The sequence below is a fragment of the Streptomyces lydicus genome (assembly GCF_004125265.1).
Taxonomy (GTDB): Bacteria; Actinomycetota; Actinomycetes; order Streptomycetales; family Streptomycetaceae; genus Streptomyces; species Streptomyces lydicus_C.
In genome coordinates this window covers 6,407,388-6,423,466 of the sequence record NZ_RDTE01000003.1, presented here as the reverse complement: position 1 = coordinate 6,423,466, position 16,079 = coordinate 6,407,388, and the positions used below count along the sequence as shown (strand labels likewise).

At 73.1% G+C, this 16,079-nt stretch carries 14 protein-coding genes; 11 read left to right on the top strand and 3 right to left on the bottom strand.

All coding sequences use genetic code 11. The annotated features are described in order from the left end of the window. The first annotated feature begins 22 nt into the window (after nucleotides 1–22). The 3 genes from D9V36_RS30845 (at nucleotide 23) to D9V36_RS30835 (ending at nucleotide 1,971) form a co-directional block, all read left to right on the top strand. The gene (locus tag D9V36_RS30845) at nucleotides 23–535 is read left to right on the top strand and encodes a DUF2000 family protein (protein ID WP_129296641.1); all 513 of its coding nucleotides are present in this window, start codon (nucleotides 23–25) and stop codon (nucleotides 533–535) included. A 490-nt stretch (nucleotides 536–1,025) separates the two neighbouring features. Then, entirely contained in the window at nucleotides 1,026–1,355 is a 330-nt protein-coding gene (locus D9V36_RS30840) for an antibiotic biosynthesis monooxygenase family protein (RefSeq protein ID WP_129296640.1), read from the top strand. Nucleotides 1,356–1,446: 91 nt separating this feature from the next. Beyond that, nucleotides 1,447–1,971 (top strand): GNAT family N-acetyltransferase, encoded by a 525-nt coding sequence (locus D9V36_RS30835; RefSeq protein ID WP_129296639.1) that lies wholly within the window; start codon nucleotides 1,447–1,449, stop codon nucleotides 1,969–1,971. Between the two features lie 79 nt (nucleotides 1,972–2,050). Here D9V36_RS30835 and D9V36_RS30830 read toward each other — a convergent pair whose 3' ends face one another. After that, the gene (locus tag D9V36_RS30830; RefSeq protein ID WP_129296638.1) at nucleotides 2,051–4,162 is read right to left on the bottom strand and encodes an MDR family MFS transporter; all 2,112 of its coding nucleotides are present in this window, start codon (nucleotides 4,160–4,162) and stop codon (nucleotides 2,051–2,053) included. Nucleotides 4,163–4,929: 767 nt separating this feature from the next. On the opposite strand from D9V36_RS30830, the gene D9V36_RS30825 reads away from it, so the two are divergent. Further along, nucleotides 4,930–5,592, top strand: coding sequence for an HAD-IA family hydrolase (locus D9V36_RS30825; protein ID WP_129296637.1), 663 nt, complete (start codon nucleotides 4,930–4,932; stop codon nucleotides 5,590–5,592). Between the two features lie 109 nt (nucleotides 5,593–5,701). Here the strand turns inward: D9V36_RS30825 and D9V36_RS30820 are convergent, their stop codons facing one another. Further along, complete coding sequence (locus D9V36_RS30820; RefSeq protein WP_129296636.1) at nucleotides 5,702–6,283, bottom strand: TMEM165/GDT1 family protein; 582 nt, start codon at nucleotides 6,281–6,283, stop codon at nucleotides 5,702–5,704. A gap of 225 nt (nucleotides 6,284–6,508) precedes the next feature. After that, complete coding sequence (locus D9V36_RS30815; protein ID WP_129296635.1) at nucleotides 6,509–7,267, bottom strand: ABC transporter permease; 759 nt, start codon at nucleotides 7,265–7,267, stop codon at nucleotides 6,509–6,511. A 209-nt stretch (nucleotides 7,268–7,476) separates the two neighbouring features. On the opposite strand from D9V36_RS30815, the gene D9V36_RS30810 reads away from it, so the two are divergent. From D9V36_RS30810 to D9V36_RS30780, 7 genes are all read left to right on the top strand, one after another. Next, entirely contained in the window at nucleotides 7,477–8,121 is a 645-nt protein-coding gene (locus D9V36_RS30810; RefSeq protein ID WP_129296634.1) for an HNH endonuclease family protein, read from the top strand. 144 nt (nucleotides 8,122–8,265) lie between these two features. Beyond that, nucleotides 8,266–10,014, top strand: coding sequence for an alkaline phosphatase D family protein (locus D9V36_RS30805; RefSeq protein WP_129296633.1), 1,749 nt, complete (start codon nucleotides 8,266–8,268; stop codon nucleotides 10,012–10,014). Nucleotides 10,015–10,229: 215 nt separating this feature from the next. After that, nucleotides 10,230–12,239 (top strand): FAD/NAD(P)-binding protein, encoded by a 2,010-nt coding sequence (locus tag D9V36_RS30800; RefSeq protein ID WP_129296632.1) that lies wholly within the window; start codon nucleotides 10,230–10,232, stop codon nucleotides 12,237–12,239. A gap of 79 nt (nucleotides 12,240–12,318) precedes the next feature. Further along, nucleotides 12,319–12,786: a DoxX family protein gene (locus D9V36_RS30795; RefSeq protein ID WP_129296631.1), complete on the top strand. Its 468-nt coding sequence runs from the start codon at nucleotides 12,319–12,321 to the stop codon at nucleotides 12,784–12,786. Between the two features lie 252 nt (nucleotides 12,787–13,038). Then, on the top strand, nucleotides 13,039–13,692 hold the full coding sequence (locus tag D9V36_RS30790) for a DedA family protein (RefSeq protein WP_129296630.1): 654 nt from the start codon (nucleotides 13,039–13,041) through the stop codon (nucleotides 13,690–13,692). A gap of 179 nt (nucleotides 13,693–13,871) precedes the next feature. Then, nucleotides 13,872–14,480, top strand: coding sequence for a GNAT family N-acetyltransferase (locus D9V36_RS30785; RefSeq protein ID WP_129296629.1), 609 nt, complete (start codon nucleotides 13,872–13,874; stop codon nucleotides 14,478–14,480). Nucleotides 14,481–14,645: 165 nt separating this feature from the next. Further along, the gene (locus tag D9V36_RS30780; RefSeq protein WP_129296628.1) at nucleotides 14,646–15,914 is read left to right on the top strand and encodes a methyltransferase; all 1,269 of its coding nucleotides are present in this window, start codon (nucleotides 14,646–14,648) and stop codon (nucleotides 15,912–15,914) included. Nucleotides 15,915–16,079: the final 165 nt, after the last annotated feature.

Below are 16,079 nucleotides of genomic sequence, written 5' to 3'. Positions count from 1 at the left end.
GATGCCGGACGACACTCCCCGTATGACGACTGCACCGACCGCACCGACCGCACCTGCCGACACGACCCCGGCCGCATCCGACGACACGGCCCCGACCACATCCCCCGGCACGGCACCCGCCGCGCCCCGCTTCGACACCAAGATCGCCGTGATCGTCCGGGACGACCTCGCCGTCTGGCAGAAGCTGAACGTCACCGCCTTCCTCGCCAGCGGTATCGCGCACGCCCGTGACGACATCATGGGCAAGCCCTACGAGGACGCCTCCGGGCAGGACTACTTGGCACTCCTCCGCGAGCCCGTGCTGTGCTACACCGCCGATGCCCGAGGACTGACCCGTACCCACGCCCGCGCACTCAGCCGCGGCGTACCGACCGCCCTGTACACCGCCGACATGTTCCGCACGGGGAACGACGACGACAACCGGGCCGCGGTGCGCGCGGTGGCCGTCGCCGACCTCGACCTGGTGGGACTCGCCGTCCACGGACCGCGCGGCATCATCGACAAAATCACCAAGGGCCTGAAACTGCACGGCTGAACGACCACCCCCGCGGGCTCTGCCCCGGGCCCTGGCCCTGGGTTCCGTTCCAGCCACGCGGCATCAACGAGCCCGCCGACGCAAGGAGTCCGCCGAGGTCCGCAGCCGACCGGTTGTTCCGCGTCCGCGGCCGGCTCCGCTGTAGATCCGGTGCGCCACGCACTTTGCAACCGGGGCCGGTTCGCCCTCCAGCGGCCGGCCGTCGAGCGGCAGCTCCACGAGGCGCGCGGAACGCCGCAAGTCGGCTGCTTCGGGAGGCCGATCCTCCTGGGAAGCAAGCGAGAACCCTCCGTGGGACATCGCACGGTAGTAGCTCTTGCGCTGTCCTTGGGGCCTTCGACGTCTTGATATCGGGAATCCCGATATCGGGAATCCCGCGTACTTGATACGGCCCTTCCTCCGAGCCGCGGAAGTTGCCCGTGGAATCGCTGTCGCGCAGGCGGCGCGCCTCGCTCGTTGCCGCGGGGCGGCCGTGCGGCAAGATGGAGCCATGAGCGTAGTCAAGATCAATGTACTGACCGTGCCCGCCGAGCAGCGCGAGGTGTTGGAGAAGCGCTTCGCCTCCCGCGCCGGAACGGTGGATTCCTCGGACGGCTTCGAGTGGTTCGAGCTGCTGCGCCCCGTGGAGGGCACCGAGCAGTACCTCGTCTACACCCGGTGGCGGGACGAGGAGTCGTTCCAGGCGTGGATGGAGGGGCCCATGAAGGCCGCGCACCAGCAGGGCGGCGACGGGGGCGGCGAGCGGCCCAAGCCCGCCGCGTCCGGGTCCACTCTGTGGTCCTTCGAGGTGGTGCAGCAGACCGGCCCGAAGCAGGGCTGACCGACCGGCCGGAAACAGGGCTGAGCGCCCTCGGCGGCGTCACTCGGAAAACCGTTGCGCCACGTGCCGCACCGGCCGCCACAATGACGGCATGAGTGATGTCGCCGCCCTCCGCCTTCCCTGGGCCGTCTCCGCGGAGCCGGCCGGCTCGCCGGATGCCGAGACGCTGTTGCGCGAGTACTACACCGAGGTGGCGGACCGCTACTTCGCCCTGCACGAGGGCCGCCGCTCGACTCCGCAGGAGATCGACGAGGGCGTGGCGGAGTACCCCAGCACCGATCTGACGCCGCCGCACGGCACGCTGCTGGTGGCCCGCCAGGGTGAGGTGGCGGCGGGCTGCGTCGGCGTGCGGATGCTGGACGCACGGACCGCGGAGCTCAAGCAGATGTTCGTACGGGCCGCCCGGCGCGGCCGGGGCGGTGCGGGAATGCTGCTCACGGCCGCCGAACGGGCCGCGGCGCGGCTGGGCGCCGAGCGGATCCGGCTGGACACCCGGCGGGATCTGGTGGAGGCCGTCGCGCTCTACCGGCGGCACGGCTTCGTGGAGATCGATCCGTATCACGAGGACCCTTACGCGGAGATCTTCTTCGAGAAGCGGCTGGACGGGAGCTGTTGACCGGCCGGGAGGATCCGGGGCCGGTACGGCGCCAACGCCGAGTCGGCGGACGGGGCCGTCAACCCGCCTCCGGCTGCACTCACTTCGCCAGGTCAGGCGGCTGTGGCGGATGCGGAGGGGGCGGAGGGGGCGGAGGAGGCGGATGCCGAGGAGTGCGGGGCGGCGGCCGGCGGGCGGCGCCGTGGCGGGGCTCTTCCGCGTCCGAGCCGCACAGCTCCGCCGTCAGCTCCCGGACGAGTGCGGTGAGATCGGTGGGCCGGTCCTGGGTCCACCAGTCGCCCAGCAACTCCGCGAGCGACTGCCGGCGGGCCGCCGCGAGCCGGTCGGCGGCCTCCCGTCCGCTGTCGGTGAGCCGCAGGAACTGCCCGTCACGGCCGGCGAGTCCGCGTTCCTCGATCTGGCGGGTGCTCTCGGAGAGCACTGCCATCGGGACGGTGCTGCGCTCTGCGAGCAGTGCCGGTTCCACCGCGCCGTGGCGGTGGATGCGCAGGATCAGCCAGCCGGCCGCCGGCCCGAGGTCCAGCCCGGCCCGAGCGGTGATCCTCTCGTAGATGCGCTTACGGCCTTCCCTGCTGCCGAGTTTGGACAGGGCGCGGGCGCATTCGTCGTGTGAGGACCGCTCGACGGGGTTGGAGGAGAGCACCTCGCTGGTGTCGGGGGCGGTGACGCTGCCGCGCAGTGGCTCCTCCTTGAGGAACCAGGCCAGCACGAACGCGGCCAGGACGACCGGGACGGCGTAGAGGAAGACGTCGGTGATCGAGACGGAGTAGGCGTTGAGGACCCCGGCGGCCTGCGCGGACGGCAGCCGGGCGACGGTCCGCGGATCCTCGGCGATCCGGGACGGGCCGACGCCCGGCGGCAGGTGCCCTCCGGCGACGGCGTCGGCGATCCGCGGCCGGAGCCGGCTGGTGAAGAGCGTGCCGAAGAGGGACACCCCGAACGAGGCGCCGATGGAGCGGAAGAACGTGGCGCCGGAGGTGGCGACGCCCAGGTCCCGGTAGGGGACGGCGTTCTGTGCGATGAGCACCAGCACCTGCATGACCAAGCCGAGTCCGAAGCCGAAGACGAAGAGGCGGGCGCTCATCCCCGCGACGCCGCTGGACGGTTCGAGCCCGTGCAGGAGCAGCAGTCCGAGCGCCGTGACACCGGTGCCGGCGATCGGGAAGACCTTGTAGTGACCGGTGTGGCTGACGAGCTGCCCGGAGCCGGTCGAGGCGAGCAGCATGCCGCCCACCATCGGCAGCATGTGCACCCCGGACATGGTCGGCGTCACTCCCTGCACGACCTGCAGGAACGTCGGCAGATACGTCATCGAGCCGAACATCGCGAAGCCGACGACAAAGCCGATGGCGGCGGTCAGGGTGAAGGTCCGGCTGCGGAACAGGCGCAGCGGCAGGACGGGTTCGGCGGCCCGGCGCTCGATGACGAGGAACGCGCCCAGCAGTACGACACCCAGGACGCCGCATCCCACGATCTGCCAGGAGGCCCAGGGGTAGGTGACACCGCCGAGCGAGGTCATCAGGACGAAGCAGGCGGCGACCGCGGCGATCACGGCGGTGCCCGGGTAGTCGATCCGGTGCGGGGTGCGGCGGCGCGGGATGTGCAGCACGGCGGCGATGACGGCGAGGGCGACGATGCCGACGGGGACGTTGATGTAGAACACCCAGCGCCAGCTGAGGTGGTCCACGAACAGCCCGCCGAGCAGCGGTCCGAGGACACTCGTACCGCCGAAGACGGCGCCGAACAGGCCCTGGTACTTGCCGCGTTCGCGGGGCGGCACGATATCGCCGACGATCGCCATCGACAGCACGATCAGGCCCCCGCCGCCCAGCCCCTGGAGGGCCCGGAAGGCGATCAGCTGGCCCATGTTCTGCGCGATACCGCACAGTACGGAGCCGATCAGGAAGATCACGATGGCGGTCTGGAACAGTTTCTTGCGGCCGTACAGGTCACCGAGCTTGCCCCACAGGGGAGTCGCGGCCGTCGAGGCCAGGAGGTAGGCGGTGACCACCCAGGAGAGGTGGTCGAGGCCGCCGAGCTCGCTGACGATCGTGGGCAGCGCGGTGGCGACGATGGTCTGGTCGAGCGCCGCGATGAGCAGGCCGAGCAGCAGCGCGCCGATCGCGACCAGGACCGTCCGCCGTGCCCCCACCTCGCGGGGGACGGCAGGAGCGCCGGTGTCCTGCGCCATGAGCGTCTCCCTCTGTTCCGCCGGGCCGCCCTTTCCGTCGCGGAGCGCCCTTCGGGCTCCTCCCATCCTGGGCGGCCCGGGCGGATCTGGCCCGCCGGACGGCGTCCGGCATCCGGGGCCGTTCGGGGGACTCCCGGGTAGGCGGTGCGGATGCCTTCGAGCGCCTGCGCGAACGGGTGTGCCCTTCGGACAATCGCTGCCGGTTCGATGCCTCCAGGGAGCGGCTTCGATCCGCTGTGCATTCGGCCGTACGTGTCACTGGCCGGCGGCGCGGACGACGACACCGGCGGCGTCACCCGCTCTCCGGCGTACTCCCCCGGCGCGCTCCCCCGCAGGCAGCGCCCCCCAGCGCGCCGCCCCGGGCATCCCTGGAGCCCCGCACCCGCGAGCCGGCGGACAGCCCGTCCTGACCCGGCGCACGGCTCCTCCTGCCCCGGCGGACGGCCCGTCCTGACCCGCCGGACCGGCCCCGGCGCGGGGCGCTGACCAGGCCCGGTTGTCGGCACCCGGAAACGTTTTGTATCGTGAAGAAACAAAGTGGTTCCGCCCGCACTCCCTGACCGGCGGGCGGAACCACTCTTGTGTTCCCCGTGCGATCCGCGCTCCCTCTGCGATCCGCAGATCCGCACCGTCCGCACGGCCGTCCGGATACAGCAGCACCGTCCGGACACGGCAGCACCGTCCGGACACGGCAGCACCATCCGTATGACCGTCCGCATACCGCGGCACCGTCCGTGTGTACGCCCGTAGCGCCCAGGAGCCCGCCGATGCCGGCCACCACCACGCTCACCGCCCGCGCCCTGCTGCTGGACATGGACAGCACGATCGTGAATTCCGAGGCGGTCGTGGAGCGCTGCTGGCGCCGCTGGGCCGGCGAGCAGGGGCTGGACGCGGACGAGGTCCTCAAGGTCGTCCACGGCAGGCAGGGCTGGGCCACCATGGCCGCACTGCTGCCGGACCGTCCCATGGAACTCAACCTGGCCGACAACCGCCGGATGCTGGCGCAGGAGACCTCCGACACGGACGGTGTGGTGCCGGTGCCCGGCGCGCCCGCCTTCATGGCCGCCCTCGCCACCGTCCCGCACGCCCTGGTGACCTCCGCCGACATCCCGCTCTCCGACGCCCGGATGGGCGCGGCGGGGCTGCCGATGCCCGCCGTGCGGATCACGGCGGAGAGCGTGAGCGCCAGCAAGCCCGACCCGGAGGGCTTCCTCAAGGGCGCGGCCGAGCTGGGTTACGCGCCCGGGGACTGCCTGGTCTTCGAGGACTCCGAGGCGGGCATCGAGGCGGGCCGGGCGGCCGGTATGCGGGTGGTCGGCGTCGGCGACCGGGCCGCGGCCTTCGCCCCCACCGCGCAGGTGCGCGACCTCACCGGCGTCCGCGTCGAGGCGCTGGCGGACGGCATGATCGCGGTGCATCTCACGGACTGAGCCCCCGCACCGAGCACGGAGCGAGGAGCGAGGGACGCGGGCGAGGAGCGAGCAGCAGCGCGGGGCGAGGAGGGAGCCCCCGCGCGCCCCGCCCCGCCCCGCGCACAACTCAGCCGGAGACCGCCTCGTACAGGCTGAAGCCGGCCAGCACCAGCATCACCCCCGCCGCGATCTTGGTGATGAGCTTCAGCGGCACGTACTTCATGAGCGTCCGGCCGCCCAGGATGCCCAGGCCGGCCACCGCCCACAGGGCCAGGACGGCGCCGGTGCCGACCGAGAGCGGGTCGTCGTAACGGGCCGCGAGGTTGGCGGTCATGATCTGCGTCAGATCACCGAACTCGGCGACCAGGATCATCATGAAACCCGCCCCGGAGACCTTCCAGAAGCTCTGGTCGGCGGGCTTCTTCACTTCTTCCTCGTCGTCGTCCTTCCTGAACAGCAGCACGGCGGCGCCCGCCAGGAAGAGGACACCGACCACACCCTGGACCCAGCGGTGCGGGAGCAGCGTCAGCACGCTGCCCGCGGCGATGGCGAGCGCCACATGCACCAGGAAGGCCGCGGCGACACCGGCGAAGACGTACGAGGCGCGGTAGCGGGTGCCGAGCATCAGGCCGGCGAGGGCGGTCTTGTCGGGCAGTTCGGCGAGGAAGACGACGCCGAAGACGACTGCGGCGACGGTAAGGCTGAACACGGGGTGGGATACCTCGATCGGTCGGGCCGCGCCAAAGGGGCCCGGAAGAGGGGTCGCTTCGGCACGGCAGCGTCAGACACTGCGGCCGAAGGTCTCGCTGGCCAGGTACGCGTACGCACCGGGCTCCGGGCGCCGGCTCCCCCGTTGTCACCGCGTATGTCACGCGCTCCACCACGAATGGCGGCTGTCAACGGGAGGGCAGTATGTCGACGGTCCGGCAGAGAGCTACTCCCCTTCTGCTGCCGTCAAGGGTACGCGGTGCAGCCGTCCGCGCGCGACCAGCTCCAGCACCGTCGCACAGGCAGCCGCCTGCACCGCCAGCAGCGCGACCAGCACGAACAGCTGCACCGCGCCCGCCTGTACGGGGGAGGCCCCGCCCAGCAGCATCCCGACGAAGGCGCCGGGCAGCGTGACCAATCCCACGGTCCGGGTCTGGTCGAGCCCCGGCAGCAGGGCGTCCGAGGCGGCCGGGCGGGCGACCTCCATCCGGGCGTCGCGGTCCACCAGCCCCAGCGCGAGGCCCGCCTCGAACTCGCCGTGCCGCGTCGCCAGCTCGTCCAGCGCCCGCCGCCCGCCCAGGACGGTGGCGGTCAGCGCGCCGCCGATCAGGATGCCCGCGACGGGGATCAGGGTCAGGCCGCGCGGCGGCACCAGGCCGGTGAGCAGCAGCAGGGCGACGACCGGGACGACCCCGGCGGCGATCGGTGCGGCGGCCCACCACCAGGTGCGGTTCCGGGTGATCCGGCGGCCCGCGGTCCGTACCGCCACCGCGAACATCAGCGCGAGGAAGCTCAGCAGCCAGGGGAGGGCGTGCACCACCCAGCCGATGAGGTAGGAGACGGCGGCGAGCTGGGCGGCGGCGCGCAGTCCGGCGACGGCGATGGCCCGGGCATGGCCGAGGCGCGCCAGCGCGGCGACGGCCACCGCGGCGGCCAGCAGGACGGCGAGGACGACCCCGAGGGTGACGTTGACCGGCAGCAGCACGCGGCTCACTGTAGGGCGGCGGCGGGGCGCACACGCGGGAGCGGGTCAACCGGAGTGCCGTGATGCATTTGTGGTGCTCCGTCAGATCCCCTTGAAGTGACGTGAGCATGTCGCCACTCTGTTACCTGGTGCCCATCTCGTGGAAACCCCACATCGCCACGATGGGGCGGCACCGCACAGTAACTTCCCCCCACAATCCGGGAGTTTCGATGAACAAGGTCTACGCGCGTCGAGTGTCCCTCGCCGCGGGATCGGCGGCGGCGCTGGTCTGCACGCTGGCGCTCAGCGGTCAGACCGCCCAGGCGGCACCGCCCAGCCCGCCGGACGCGGCCACCGCACGGACGTACCTCAGCCAGATCAAGGAACAGCCCGAGGGCCCGCAGGACGGCTACAGCCGCGACAAGTTCCCGCACTGGATCGACCAGGGCAAGAACTGCGACACCCGCGAAGTGGTGCTCAAGCGCGACGGCACGGACGTGAAGCAGGACGACAGCTGCAAGGCGACCAGCGGCAAGTGGGTCTCCGCCTACGACGGCGCGACCTGGACCAACCCGGCCGACCTGGACATCGACCACGTCGTACCGCTCTCGGAGGCCTGGAAGTCGGGCGCGGCGCAGTGGACCACCGCGCGCCGCCAGGAGCTCGCCAACGACCTCACCCACTCCCAGCTGATCGCCGTCACCGACAACCTCAACCAGGAGAAGGGCGACAAGGACCCGGCGAAGTGGCTGCCGCCGAAGGCCTCCTACCACTGCGAGTACGCCCGGATGTGGGTGTCGGTCAAGCATGAGTACGGCATGACCGCGGACTCGGCGGAGAAGGCCGCGCTGAAGAAGATCCTGGACGGCTGCTGAGCGACCCGGTCCCGCGGCTGCCCGCGGGACCGGTCCTGCGCGCCCGCCGTCCGCAGCCACCGGCCGGCGGGCGCGCCGCGCCCCGGCCCCCCGCAGCGCCCGTCGTGCTCCTATCCTCTGACCACGACGAGTGGGGAGACACCGATGGCCGGACTGCGCTTGGGGCCGCTGCTGCGCTACGTCGACGCACACAGCGCGACGGTGTGGGTGGAGACCGATGAGCCGTGCGTGGTGCACATCCGCTGCGACGACGGGGCGGCAGGCACGGAACGGACCTGGCAGGTGGCCGGGCACCACTATGCGCTGGTCCCGGTGACCGGCCTCACGCCCGGCACCGAGACGCCCTACCAGGTCCTGCTGGAAGAGCCGGGGGCGTCCCCCGGCGGTGCCCGGGGGCAGGTCTGGCCGCCGCCCGGCAGCCGCTTCCCGGCGAGCACCATCCGTACGCTGCCCGCCTCCCCCGACGAGCCGCTGCGTTTCGCCTTCGGTTCCTGCCGCTGGTCGGCGACGCCCTCCAACGCGGCGCACGACCCGGTGGGCCCGGACGCCCTGGACACCCTCGCCGCCACACTGGCCGCCGATCCCGGCCGGCCGCGCCCCGACGTACTGCTCCTGCTGGGCGACCAGGTCTACGCCGACCAGACCTCCGCGGCGACCGCCCGCGTGCTGGCCGGCCGCCGCGACCTCGGCGAACCGCCCTGGAAACAGGTCGCGGACTTCGAGGAGTACACCCACCTCTACTACGAGTCCTGGCTCGACCCGGAGGTCCGCTGGCTGCTGTCCACGGTCCCCAGCTGCATGATCTTCGACGACCACGATGTGATCGACGACTGGAACACCTCGGCGGCCTGGGTGGCCCGGATGCGGGCGACCCCCTGGTGGCGGGAGCGGATACTCGGCGGCCTGATGTCGTACTGGGTCCACCAGCACCTGGGCAATCTCTCGCCCGCCGAGCTGGCCGCCGACGCGCTGTACGCGCGGGTGCGGGCGCTGCCGGACGCGACGGAGGCGGTGCGGGAGTTCGCGGCCGGCGCGGATGCCGATCCGGCCTGCGCCCGCTGGAGCTACCGCCGCGACTTCGGCCGGGTGCGGCTGGTCATGATCGACACCCGGGCCACCCGCGTGCTGGACGAGAGCAATCGCGCGATGCTCGACAAGACCGAGGGCGAATGGCTGCGGCAGGCGGTGCTGGAGGGGCGCGGCGGCTACGACCATCTGCTGCTGGGCAGTTCGCTGCCCTGGCTGCTGCCGCATCTCATCCACGCCGCGGAGGGCTGGAACGCGGCGCTGTGCGCCGGCGAGCGCGGCCCTCGCTGGGCCCGCAGAAGCGAGTTCCTGCGCCAGCGCGCCGACTTGGAGCACTGGGCGGCCTTCCCCGGTTCGTTCACCGCGCTCACCGAACTGATCGCCGAGGCCGCTGGTGGCGCGGACGCCCCGGCGACGGTCTGTGTGCTGTCCGGGGATGTACACCACGCCTATGTGGCCGAGCCGCACTGGCGCGGCGCCGGGCCGCACCCCACGAGCCGGGTGCTGCAACTGACCTGCTCCCCCGTTCACAACAGCATCCCCGGCTCGCTGCAGGCCGGCTTCCGCTTCGGCTGGAGCCGGTCGGGCCGCTGGCTGGGGAAGCTGCTGGCCCGGCACGGGCGGCTGACCCGCCCGGCGGTGAAGTGGCGGCGTACGGGCGGCCCGTGGTTCGGCAACCAGCTGATGACGCTGACCCTGGCGGGCCGGACGGCACGCCTCGCCCTGGACCAGACCCGCCGGGAGAAGCGGGGCGGCGTCCGGCTCGTCACGGTCTGGCGGGCGGCGCTGTCCGATGCGCGGGCCGGCGGGACATCGGGTGGTGCGGGCGGGCGTGCCCCGGGGACCCGACGGCCGAAGACCGGATGATCCGGACGCTCCGGTTCCGGTAACTGTCCGGCAGGGGTCCGGCAGGGCGGGCGGCCGGGCAACCGAGCCGGGAGTCCCGCGTATTTTTTGCCCACCCCCGGGTGCTGCAACGGCGGATCGGGCGGTGATGATGGGGCGCACCTTTGCCCGTCGCCCGCACTCTCGGGCGGCCGCGCCCGCGCGCCGGCCGTCCGCCGCCCCAGGGAGAGCCCCTTTTGGCCGCCGACCATCTCGCCGACCGCCAGCCCCGGCCCGCTCTCGCCCTCGTCGGTGCGGGGCCGCGCGGGACGAGCGTGCTGGAACGGATCTGCGCCTCGGCCGCCGAACTGGCCCCGGGTGCCCGGCTGACCGTCCATGTCGTCGACCCCGCCCCGCCCGGCGCCGGCCAGGTGTGGCGCACCGCCCAGCCCCCCGAGCTGCTGATGAACACCGTGGCCTCGCAGGTCACGCTGTTCACGGACGACAGCGTCGAGTGCGCGGGGCCGATACGTACCGGGCCGAGCCTGTACGCCTGGGAGGGCTGTGAGGTCGGCCCGGACGACTATCCGGGGCGTGCGCTGTACGGCCGCTATCTGGAGTGGGTCTTCGGCCGTACCGTGCGCACCGCTCCCCAAGAGGTGACTGTGGTGGTGCACCGGGCCCGCGCGGTGCACCTGGCCGAGGCCCCCGACGGCTCGCAGTCGCTCACCCTCGACGACGGGCGGACGCTGCACGGGCTGGGGGCGGTGGTGCTCGCCCAGGGCCATCTGCCGGCCGTGGCGGGCCCGGAGCAACGGCACCTGGCCGACTACGCCGCCGAGCACGGCCTGCACTACCTCCCGCCCGCCAACCCCGCCGACCTCTCCGCCCCTCTGGACGCACTGGCCCCGGGCCGCCCGGTACTGCTGCGCGGTCTCGGTCTCAACTTCTTCGATCACATGGCGCTGCTGACCACGGCCCGCGGAGGCCGGTTCGTCGACGGCGCGGACGGCGCGCTGACCTATCTGCCGTCCGGCCGCGAGCCCCGGCTGTACGCGGGCTCCCGCCGTGGCATCCCGTACCACGCCCGCGGCGACAACGCGAAGGGCGCGCACGGCCGCCATCTGCCGCTGCTGCTCACCCCGGACGTGATAGCGGCCTTCCGCAAGCGCACGGACTCCGGCGATCCGCCCGACTTCCTGACGGAGGTCTGGCCCCTGGTGGCCAAGGAGGTGGAAGCGGTCTACTACGAGGCACTGCTGAGGCGGCGCGGTGCGGGCGGTGAGCCGCGCCGCCGCTTCCGGGAGCGCTTCCTGAGCAGCGCACACCGGGGCGCCGACGAGAGGGCCGTCCTGGACGCGTTCGGGATCGCACCGGCCGAACGCTGGGACTGGGACCGGATCGCCCGGCCGCACGCGGAGCGGTCGTTCGCCGACCGGGCCGCGTTCCGGGAGTGGCTGCTGGGGCATCTGCGCCAGGACGTCGCACATGCCCGGCAGGACAATGTGTCCGGCCCGCTCAAGGCGGCCCTGGACGTGCTGCGGGATCTGCGCAACGAGCTGCGGCAGATCGTCGACCACGGCGGGCTGGCCGGCGCCTCCCGCCACCGTCACCTGGACCGCTGGTACACCCCGCTCAACGCCTTCTTGTCCATCGGACCGCCGCGGCGCCGGATCGAGGAGATGACCGCGCTGATCGAGGCGGGGGTGCTGGAGGTGATCGGCCCCCGGATGGCCGTCCGGCTCGGCGGCGCCGACGGCCGCGGGCCCGGTTTCACGGCCCATTCGCCGGACGTCGCGGGCTCGGAGGTGACGGCGACGGCGCTGATCGAGGCGCGGCTGCCGGAACCGGATCTGCGGCACACCGCGGACCCGCTGCTGGCCCGGCTGCTGGCCGAGGGCGGCTGCCGGCCGCACACCGCGGACGGCTACAAAACGGGCGGCCTCGATGTGTCGCCGAGCCCGTACCACCTCGTCGGAGCCGACGGCGCGCGCCACCCGCGGCGCTTCGCGGTCGGGGTGCCCACGGAGGGCGTGCACTGGGTGACGGCGGCGGGCGCCCGTCCCGGAGTGGGGTCGGTCACGTTGGCGGACACGGACGCCGTGGCCCGGGCGGCGCTGCGGGCGGCGATGACGGGGGCGGGAACAGGGACGGGCACGGGGACGGAGGCAGGGACGGGCGTGGTCACGGGCGCGGTCAGGGTGGCCGGCTCGGCGGTTTCCGGCCCGGCGGTTTCCGGCCGAAGGTCGGATTCGGCCAGAAGTTGAACTTGCAAGTACTGCTTAGGTGTCCCTAACCTCTGTCTCCGGCGGTTACCTCGTCCCCAGAAACCGTAGGAGTCCCCACATGTCCGCACCCGTGTCCGCGCTCATCCAGAGATCAGCCCCGCACGTGCACGCGCTCTTCCGCATCGTCGTCGGCCTGCTCTTCGCCTGCCACGGAGCCTCCTCCCTCTTCGGCGTCCTCGGGGGCGCCATGGGTCAGGGCGGCACCATCCCCACCGGCACCTGGCCGGGCTGGTACGCCGCCGTGATCCAGCTGGCGGGCGGCATCCTCGTGATGCTCGGCCTGGGCACCCGCCCCGCGGCCTTCATCAGCTCCGGCTCGATGGCGTACGCGTACTTCTCCATGCACCAGGGCTCCGCACTGTGGCCGATACAGAACGGCGGCGAGGCCGCCGCGATGTTCTGCTGGGCCTTCCTGCTGATCTTCTTCTCCGGCCCCGGAACGTGGGCACTCGACCGGGTCTTCTTCGGCGGCGAGGACCGGCAGGAGCAGGCTCCGGCCGCCCGCCAGGAGCCTTCCGCCGCCTGACGCACACACCGGCGGGCCCCGGCGCACCCCGGCCCCGCCCCTTCGCACGGCCCGTACGGCATCGCCGCTGTACGGGCCGTGCGGCATCTCGCCCTACGGGCGGTGCGGCATCGGCACCGTACGGGCCGTGCGGAGGGGCACCGTCCACCCCCGGCCGGCGCCCGCGAAGCCCAGGCGTACGCTGTATAGCTGAAGGGCCGCCCCTGCCGCATCGAGCGACGTCGCGGCGGGGTTCGGACCGGGAGCAGGGCGTTGGTGGAAAAGCTGGGGTCCCTCAGCGGCACCCCTTGGGTGTATGTGATCGTCAGTCTCTCGATCGTGCTCGATGTGTTCGTGCCGATCCTGCCCAGCGGAGTCCTGGTGATCGCCGCGGCCACCGCGGCCGCCGGCACCGGCACCGCGGCGGAGGCGGTGAGCGGTGTCGATGTCACCTCCTCCGTCCACACCGGTACACACCCGGCCGAGATGTTCTCCCTGATCCTGTGCGCGGCCACCGCCTCGGTGCTCGGCGACATGGCCGCCTACCGGCTCGCCTGGCGCGGCGGTGACCGCTTCGACCGCGCCATCGGCCGCTCCCGCCGCCTGACGGCGGCGCAGAAACGACTCGGCACGGCGCTGACGCGAGGCGGCGGCGGCATCGTCGTCCTGGCCCGCTTCGCACCCGCCGGGCGCTCCGTGGTCAGCCTCGGGGCCGGCGTTGCGCACCGTACGGTCCGCGAGTTCCTTCCCTGGTCCGCGCTGGCCTCCCTCGCCTGGGCCGCCTACAGCGTCAGCCTCGGCTACTTCGGCGGGCAATGGCTCGGCACGTCCTGGGCGGGCACCGCCCTCTCCGTGATGGCCCTCTTCGCCGCCGGGTCCGCGGCCGCCTTCCTGATACGCCGTCCGGAGCACGGGGCCTCGGACTGACGGGACGAGGCACGGCCGGCAGAGCGGGTGGTCGGGAGGCCGGGAGGGGTCTGGGCTGACCGCCGAGCGCCGCGCGCCAGGCGCCGCCCGCCGGTCACCGCCCACCGCCCCACCGGCCGGCAGCTACCGGAGCGGAAATCCTTGGCCCGCTGTCAGACCCCGGTGCGACGATGAAGCACATGAGCGGCACCCACGACAGCGACGGCTCACCCCTCCCCGGCGGCGCCTCCCCCGGCGCCGCCACCCCTCGTGCCCTGGCCCCCGGCGCCCCGGCCCCCGGCACCTGGCATCCCCGCCCCGAAGTCGCCCGCGACATACCAGCCGTCCGCCGGATCAACCTCGCCGCCTTCGAGACCGCCGGTGAGGCTGACCTCGTCGACGCGCTGCGCCGCGACCCGGCGGCCTGGCTGCCGGGGCTGTCCTACGTGGCCGAGGCACCGGACGGCACCCCCGTCGCCCATGCGCTGCTGACGCGCTGTCATGTCGACGGCGTCCCAGCCGTGGCACTCGCCCCGTGCGCGGTGCTGCCCGGATATCAAAAGTGCGGCGCGGGCGGCGCGGCCATCAGGGCGCTCCTCCAGGCGGCGCGGGAAGCCGGCGAGCGGATCGCGATCGTGCTCGGCCATCCGCCGTATTACCCACGCTTCGGATTCGCGCCGGCCGCCACCCGCTTCGGCATCCTGCCGCCGCGGTCCTGGCCGGACGAGGCCTTCATGGCGCTGCCCCTGGACGGCTCCCCGCCCCCGCGCGGCACGGTGCGCTACGCCGTGGCGTTCGGCATCACCTGACCCCGGCCCCGGCCAGGGTCCGGGGCCGATACGGAGTAAAGTCGACCGTCCACCACCCCGCCCACCGTCTCCCGCGAGCGCCTGTCCGCTCCTCCGGCGCCGGCCCGGCGCCGCACCAGCGGCACCCCTGGGACGGGCCCGAACCGCACACAGAGGCACATTTCGGTGAACCAACCGCCGGTCGTCGAATGGACCGAGGCCGACGAGCCCCGTTCCGCCCGTTGGCGCTCCGAGAACGGCACCCCGCCACCCCGCCGTGTCGTCATCGCGGACGACCGGACGAAGGCCGACGACGCCTACAGGTCCGCCTGCGAGGGCACCGCGCTGCTGTGGCGCGGCGACTTCCACAACGCCCGCCAGCTGCTGACGGCGCTGGCCCGCCGCATCGACCGCCGCCCCCGCAAGGCGCCGCCCGCCGATGTCACCCAGGCGTTCCATGTGCACCGCGCCGCGCAGAATCACCGCGCCCGCATCCTGGGCATGCTGCTGGTCCCGCTCGATGCGACCCTCGCCGTCCCGCTGCACCGCGCCCCCGACGTCCGCGAGGCCTGCACCAGGGCGTACGGCCCCGTGGAGTCCGCCACCGGGGGGACCGCCACCGCGGAGACCGCCGGGGAGGCCGGGGGAGAAGCCGCCGGGGAGACCGAGGCCACCGCGGGCACCACCGCAACCGCCGCCGGGGGCACGGATCCGACCACCTCGCTCGTCTCGCTGCGCGAACTCCTCGGTCTCATCGGCGCCAACGAATGGCGCAGGAAGGGCGTCGAGATCCCGGCGCTCGGCGGTGACCGTATCCATCCGCACTACGGCGTCTTCTCCCCCGCCCGCGGCGAGTACGTCGACCTGGTGGCCGAGGCTCCGCTGCCCGGCGAGGAGCTGGCGTTCGACATCGGCACCGGCACCGGCGTACTGGCCTCGGTCCTCGCGCGGCGCGGCGTCCGCCGGGTCGTGGCCACCGACCAGGACCCGCGTGCGCTGGCCTGTGCCCGTGAGAACACCGAACGGCTGGGCGTCGCCGGGCAGGTGGACGTGGTCGAGGCCGATCTCTTCCCGGCCGGCCGCGCCCCGCTGATCGTCTGCAACCCCCCGTGGGTGCCCGCGAAGCCGACCTCACCCGTCGAGTACGCGGTGTACGACCCGGGAAACCGGATGCTGTACGGCTTCCTGAGCGGTCTGGCGGACCATCTGACACCGGCCGGCGAGGGCTGGCTGATCCTCTCCGACCTGGCGGAACACCTCGGTCTGCGCACGCACGACGAGCTGCTGGACGCCTTCGCCAAGGCCGGCCTGACGGTCCTGGACCGGCACGACATCACCCCGCGCCATCCGCGCGCCCGCGGCACCTCCGACCCGCTCCACGTGGCCCGCGCGGCCGAGGTCACCTCCCTGTGGCGCCTGAGCACCGCGGACCGGGGTGCGTCCGGCACTCCCTGAGGACGTCCGGCCTGAGGACGTCCGGCCTGAGGACGTCTGGCGGGGTCGCGCGTTCCGAGCGCAGGGAGGGGAAGAGAGCCGCTTTAACGCCCCCGCAGTGAGGCACCTGTAGACCCCGTCAGACACCCGGCACACACCCCGTCAGCCACCGGCTCCGCACCCCGT

Excerpts from the sequence above, each read along its gene's own strand:
- D9V36_RS30810 (WP_129296634.1), top strand. The coding sequence starts at position 7,477 with ATGAACAAGGTCTACGCGCGTCGAGTGTCCCTCGCCGCGGGATCGGCG.
- D9V36_RS30835 (WP_129296639.1), top strand. The coding sequence starts at position 1,447 with ATGAGTGATGTCGCCGCCCTCCGCCTTCCCTGGGCCGTCTCCGCGGAG.
- D9V36_RS30840 (WP_129296640.1), top strand. The coding sequence starts at position 1,026 with ATGAGCGTAGTCAAGATCAATGTACTGACCGTGCCCGCCGAGCAGCGC.
- D9V36_RS30825 (WP_129296637.1), top strand. The coding sequence starts at position 4,930 with ATGCCGGCCACCACCACGCTCACCGCCCGCGCCCTGCTGCTGGACATG.
- D9V36_RS30795 (WP_129296631.1), top strand. The coding sequence starts at position 12,319 with ATGTCCGCACCCGTGTCCGCGCTCATCCAGAGATCAGCCCCGCACGTG.
- D9V36_RS30845 (WP_129296641.1), top strand. The coding sequence starts at position 23 with ATGACGACTGCACCGACCGCACCGACCGCACCTGCCGACACGACCCCG.
- D9V36_RS30785 (WP_129296629.1), top strand. The coding sequence starts at position 13,872 with ATGAGCGGCACCCACGACAGCGACGGCTCACCCCTCCCCGGCGGCGCC.
- D9V36_RS30805 (WP_129296633.1), top strand. The coding sequence starts at position 8,266 with ATGGCCGGACTGCGCTTGGGGCCGCTGCTGCGCTACGTCGACGCACAC.
- D9V36_RS30830 (WP_129296638.1), bottom strand. The coding sequence starts at position 4,162 with ATGGCGCAGGACACCGGCGCTCCTGCCGTCCCCCGCGAGGTGGGGGCA.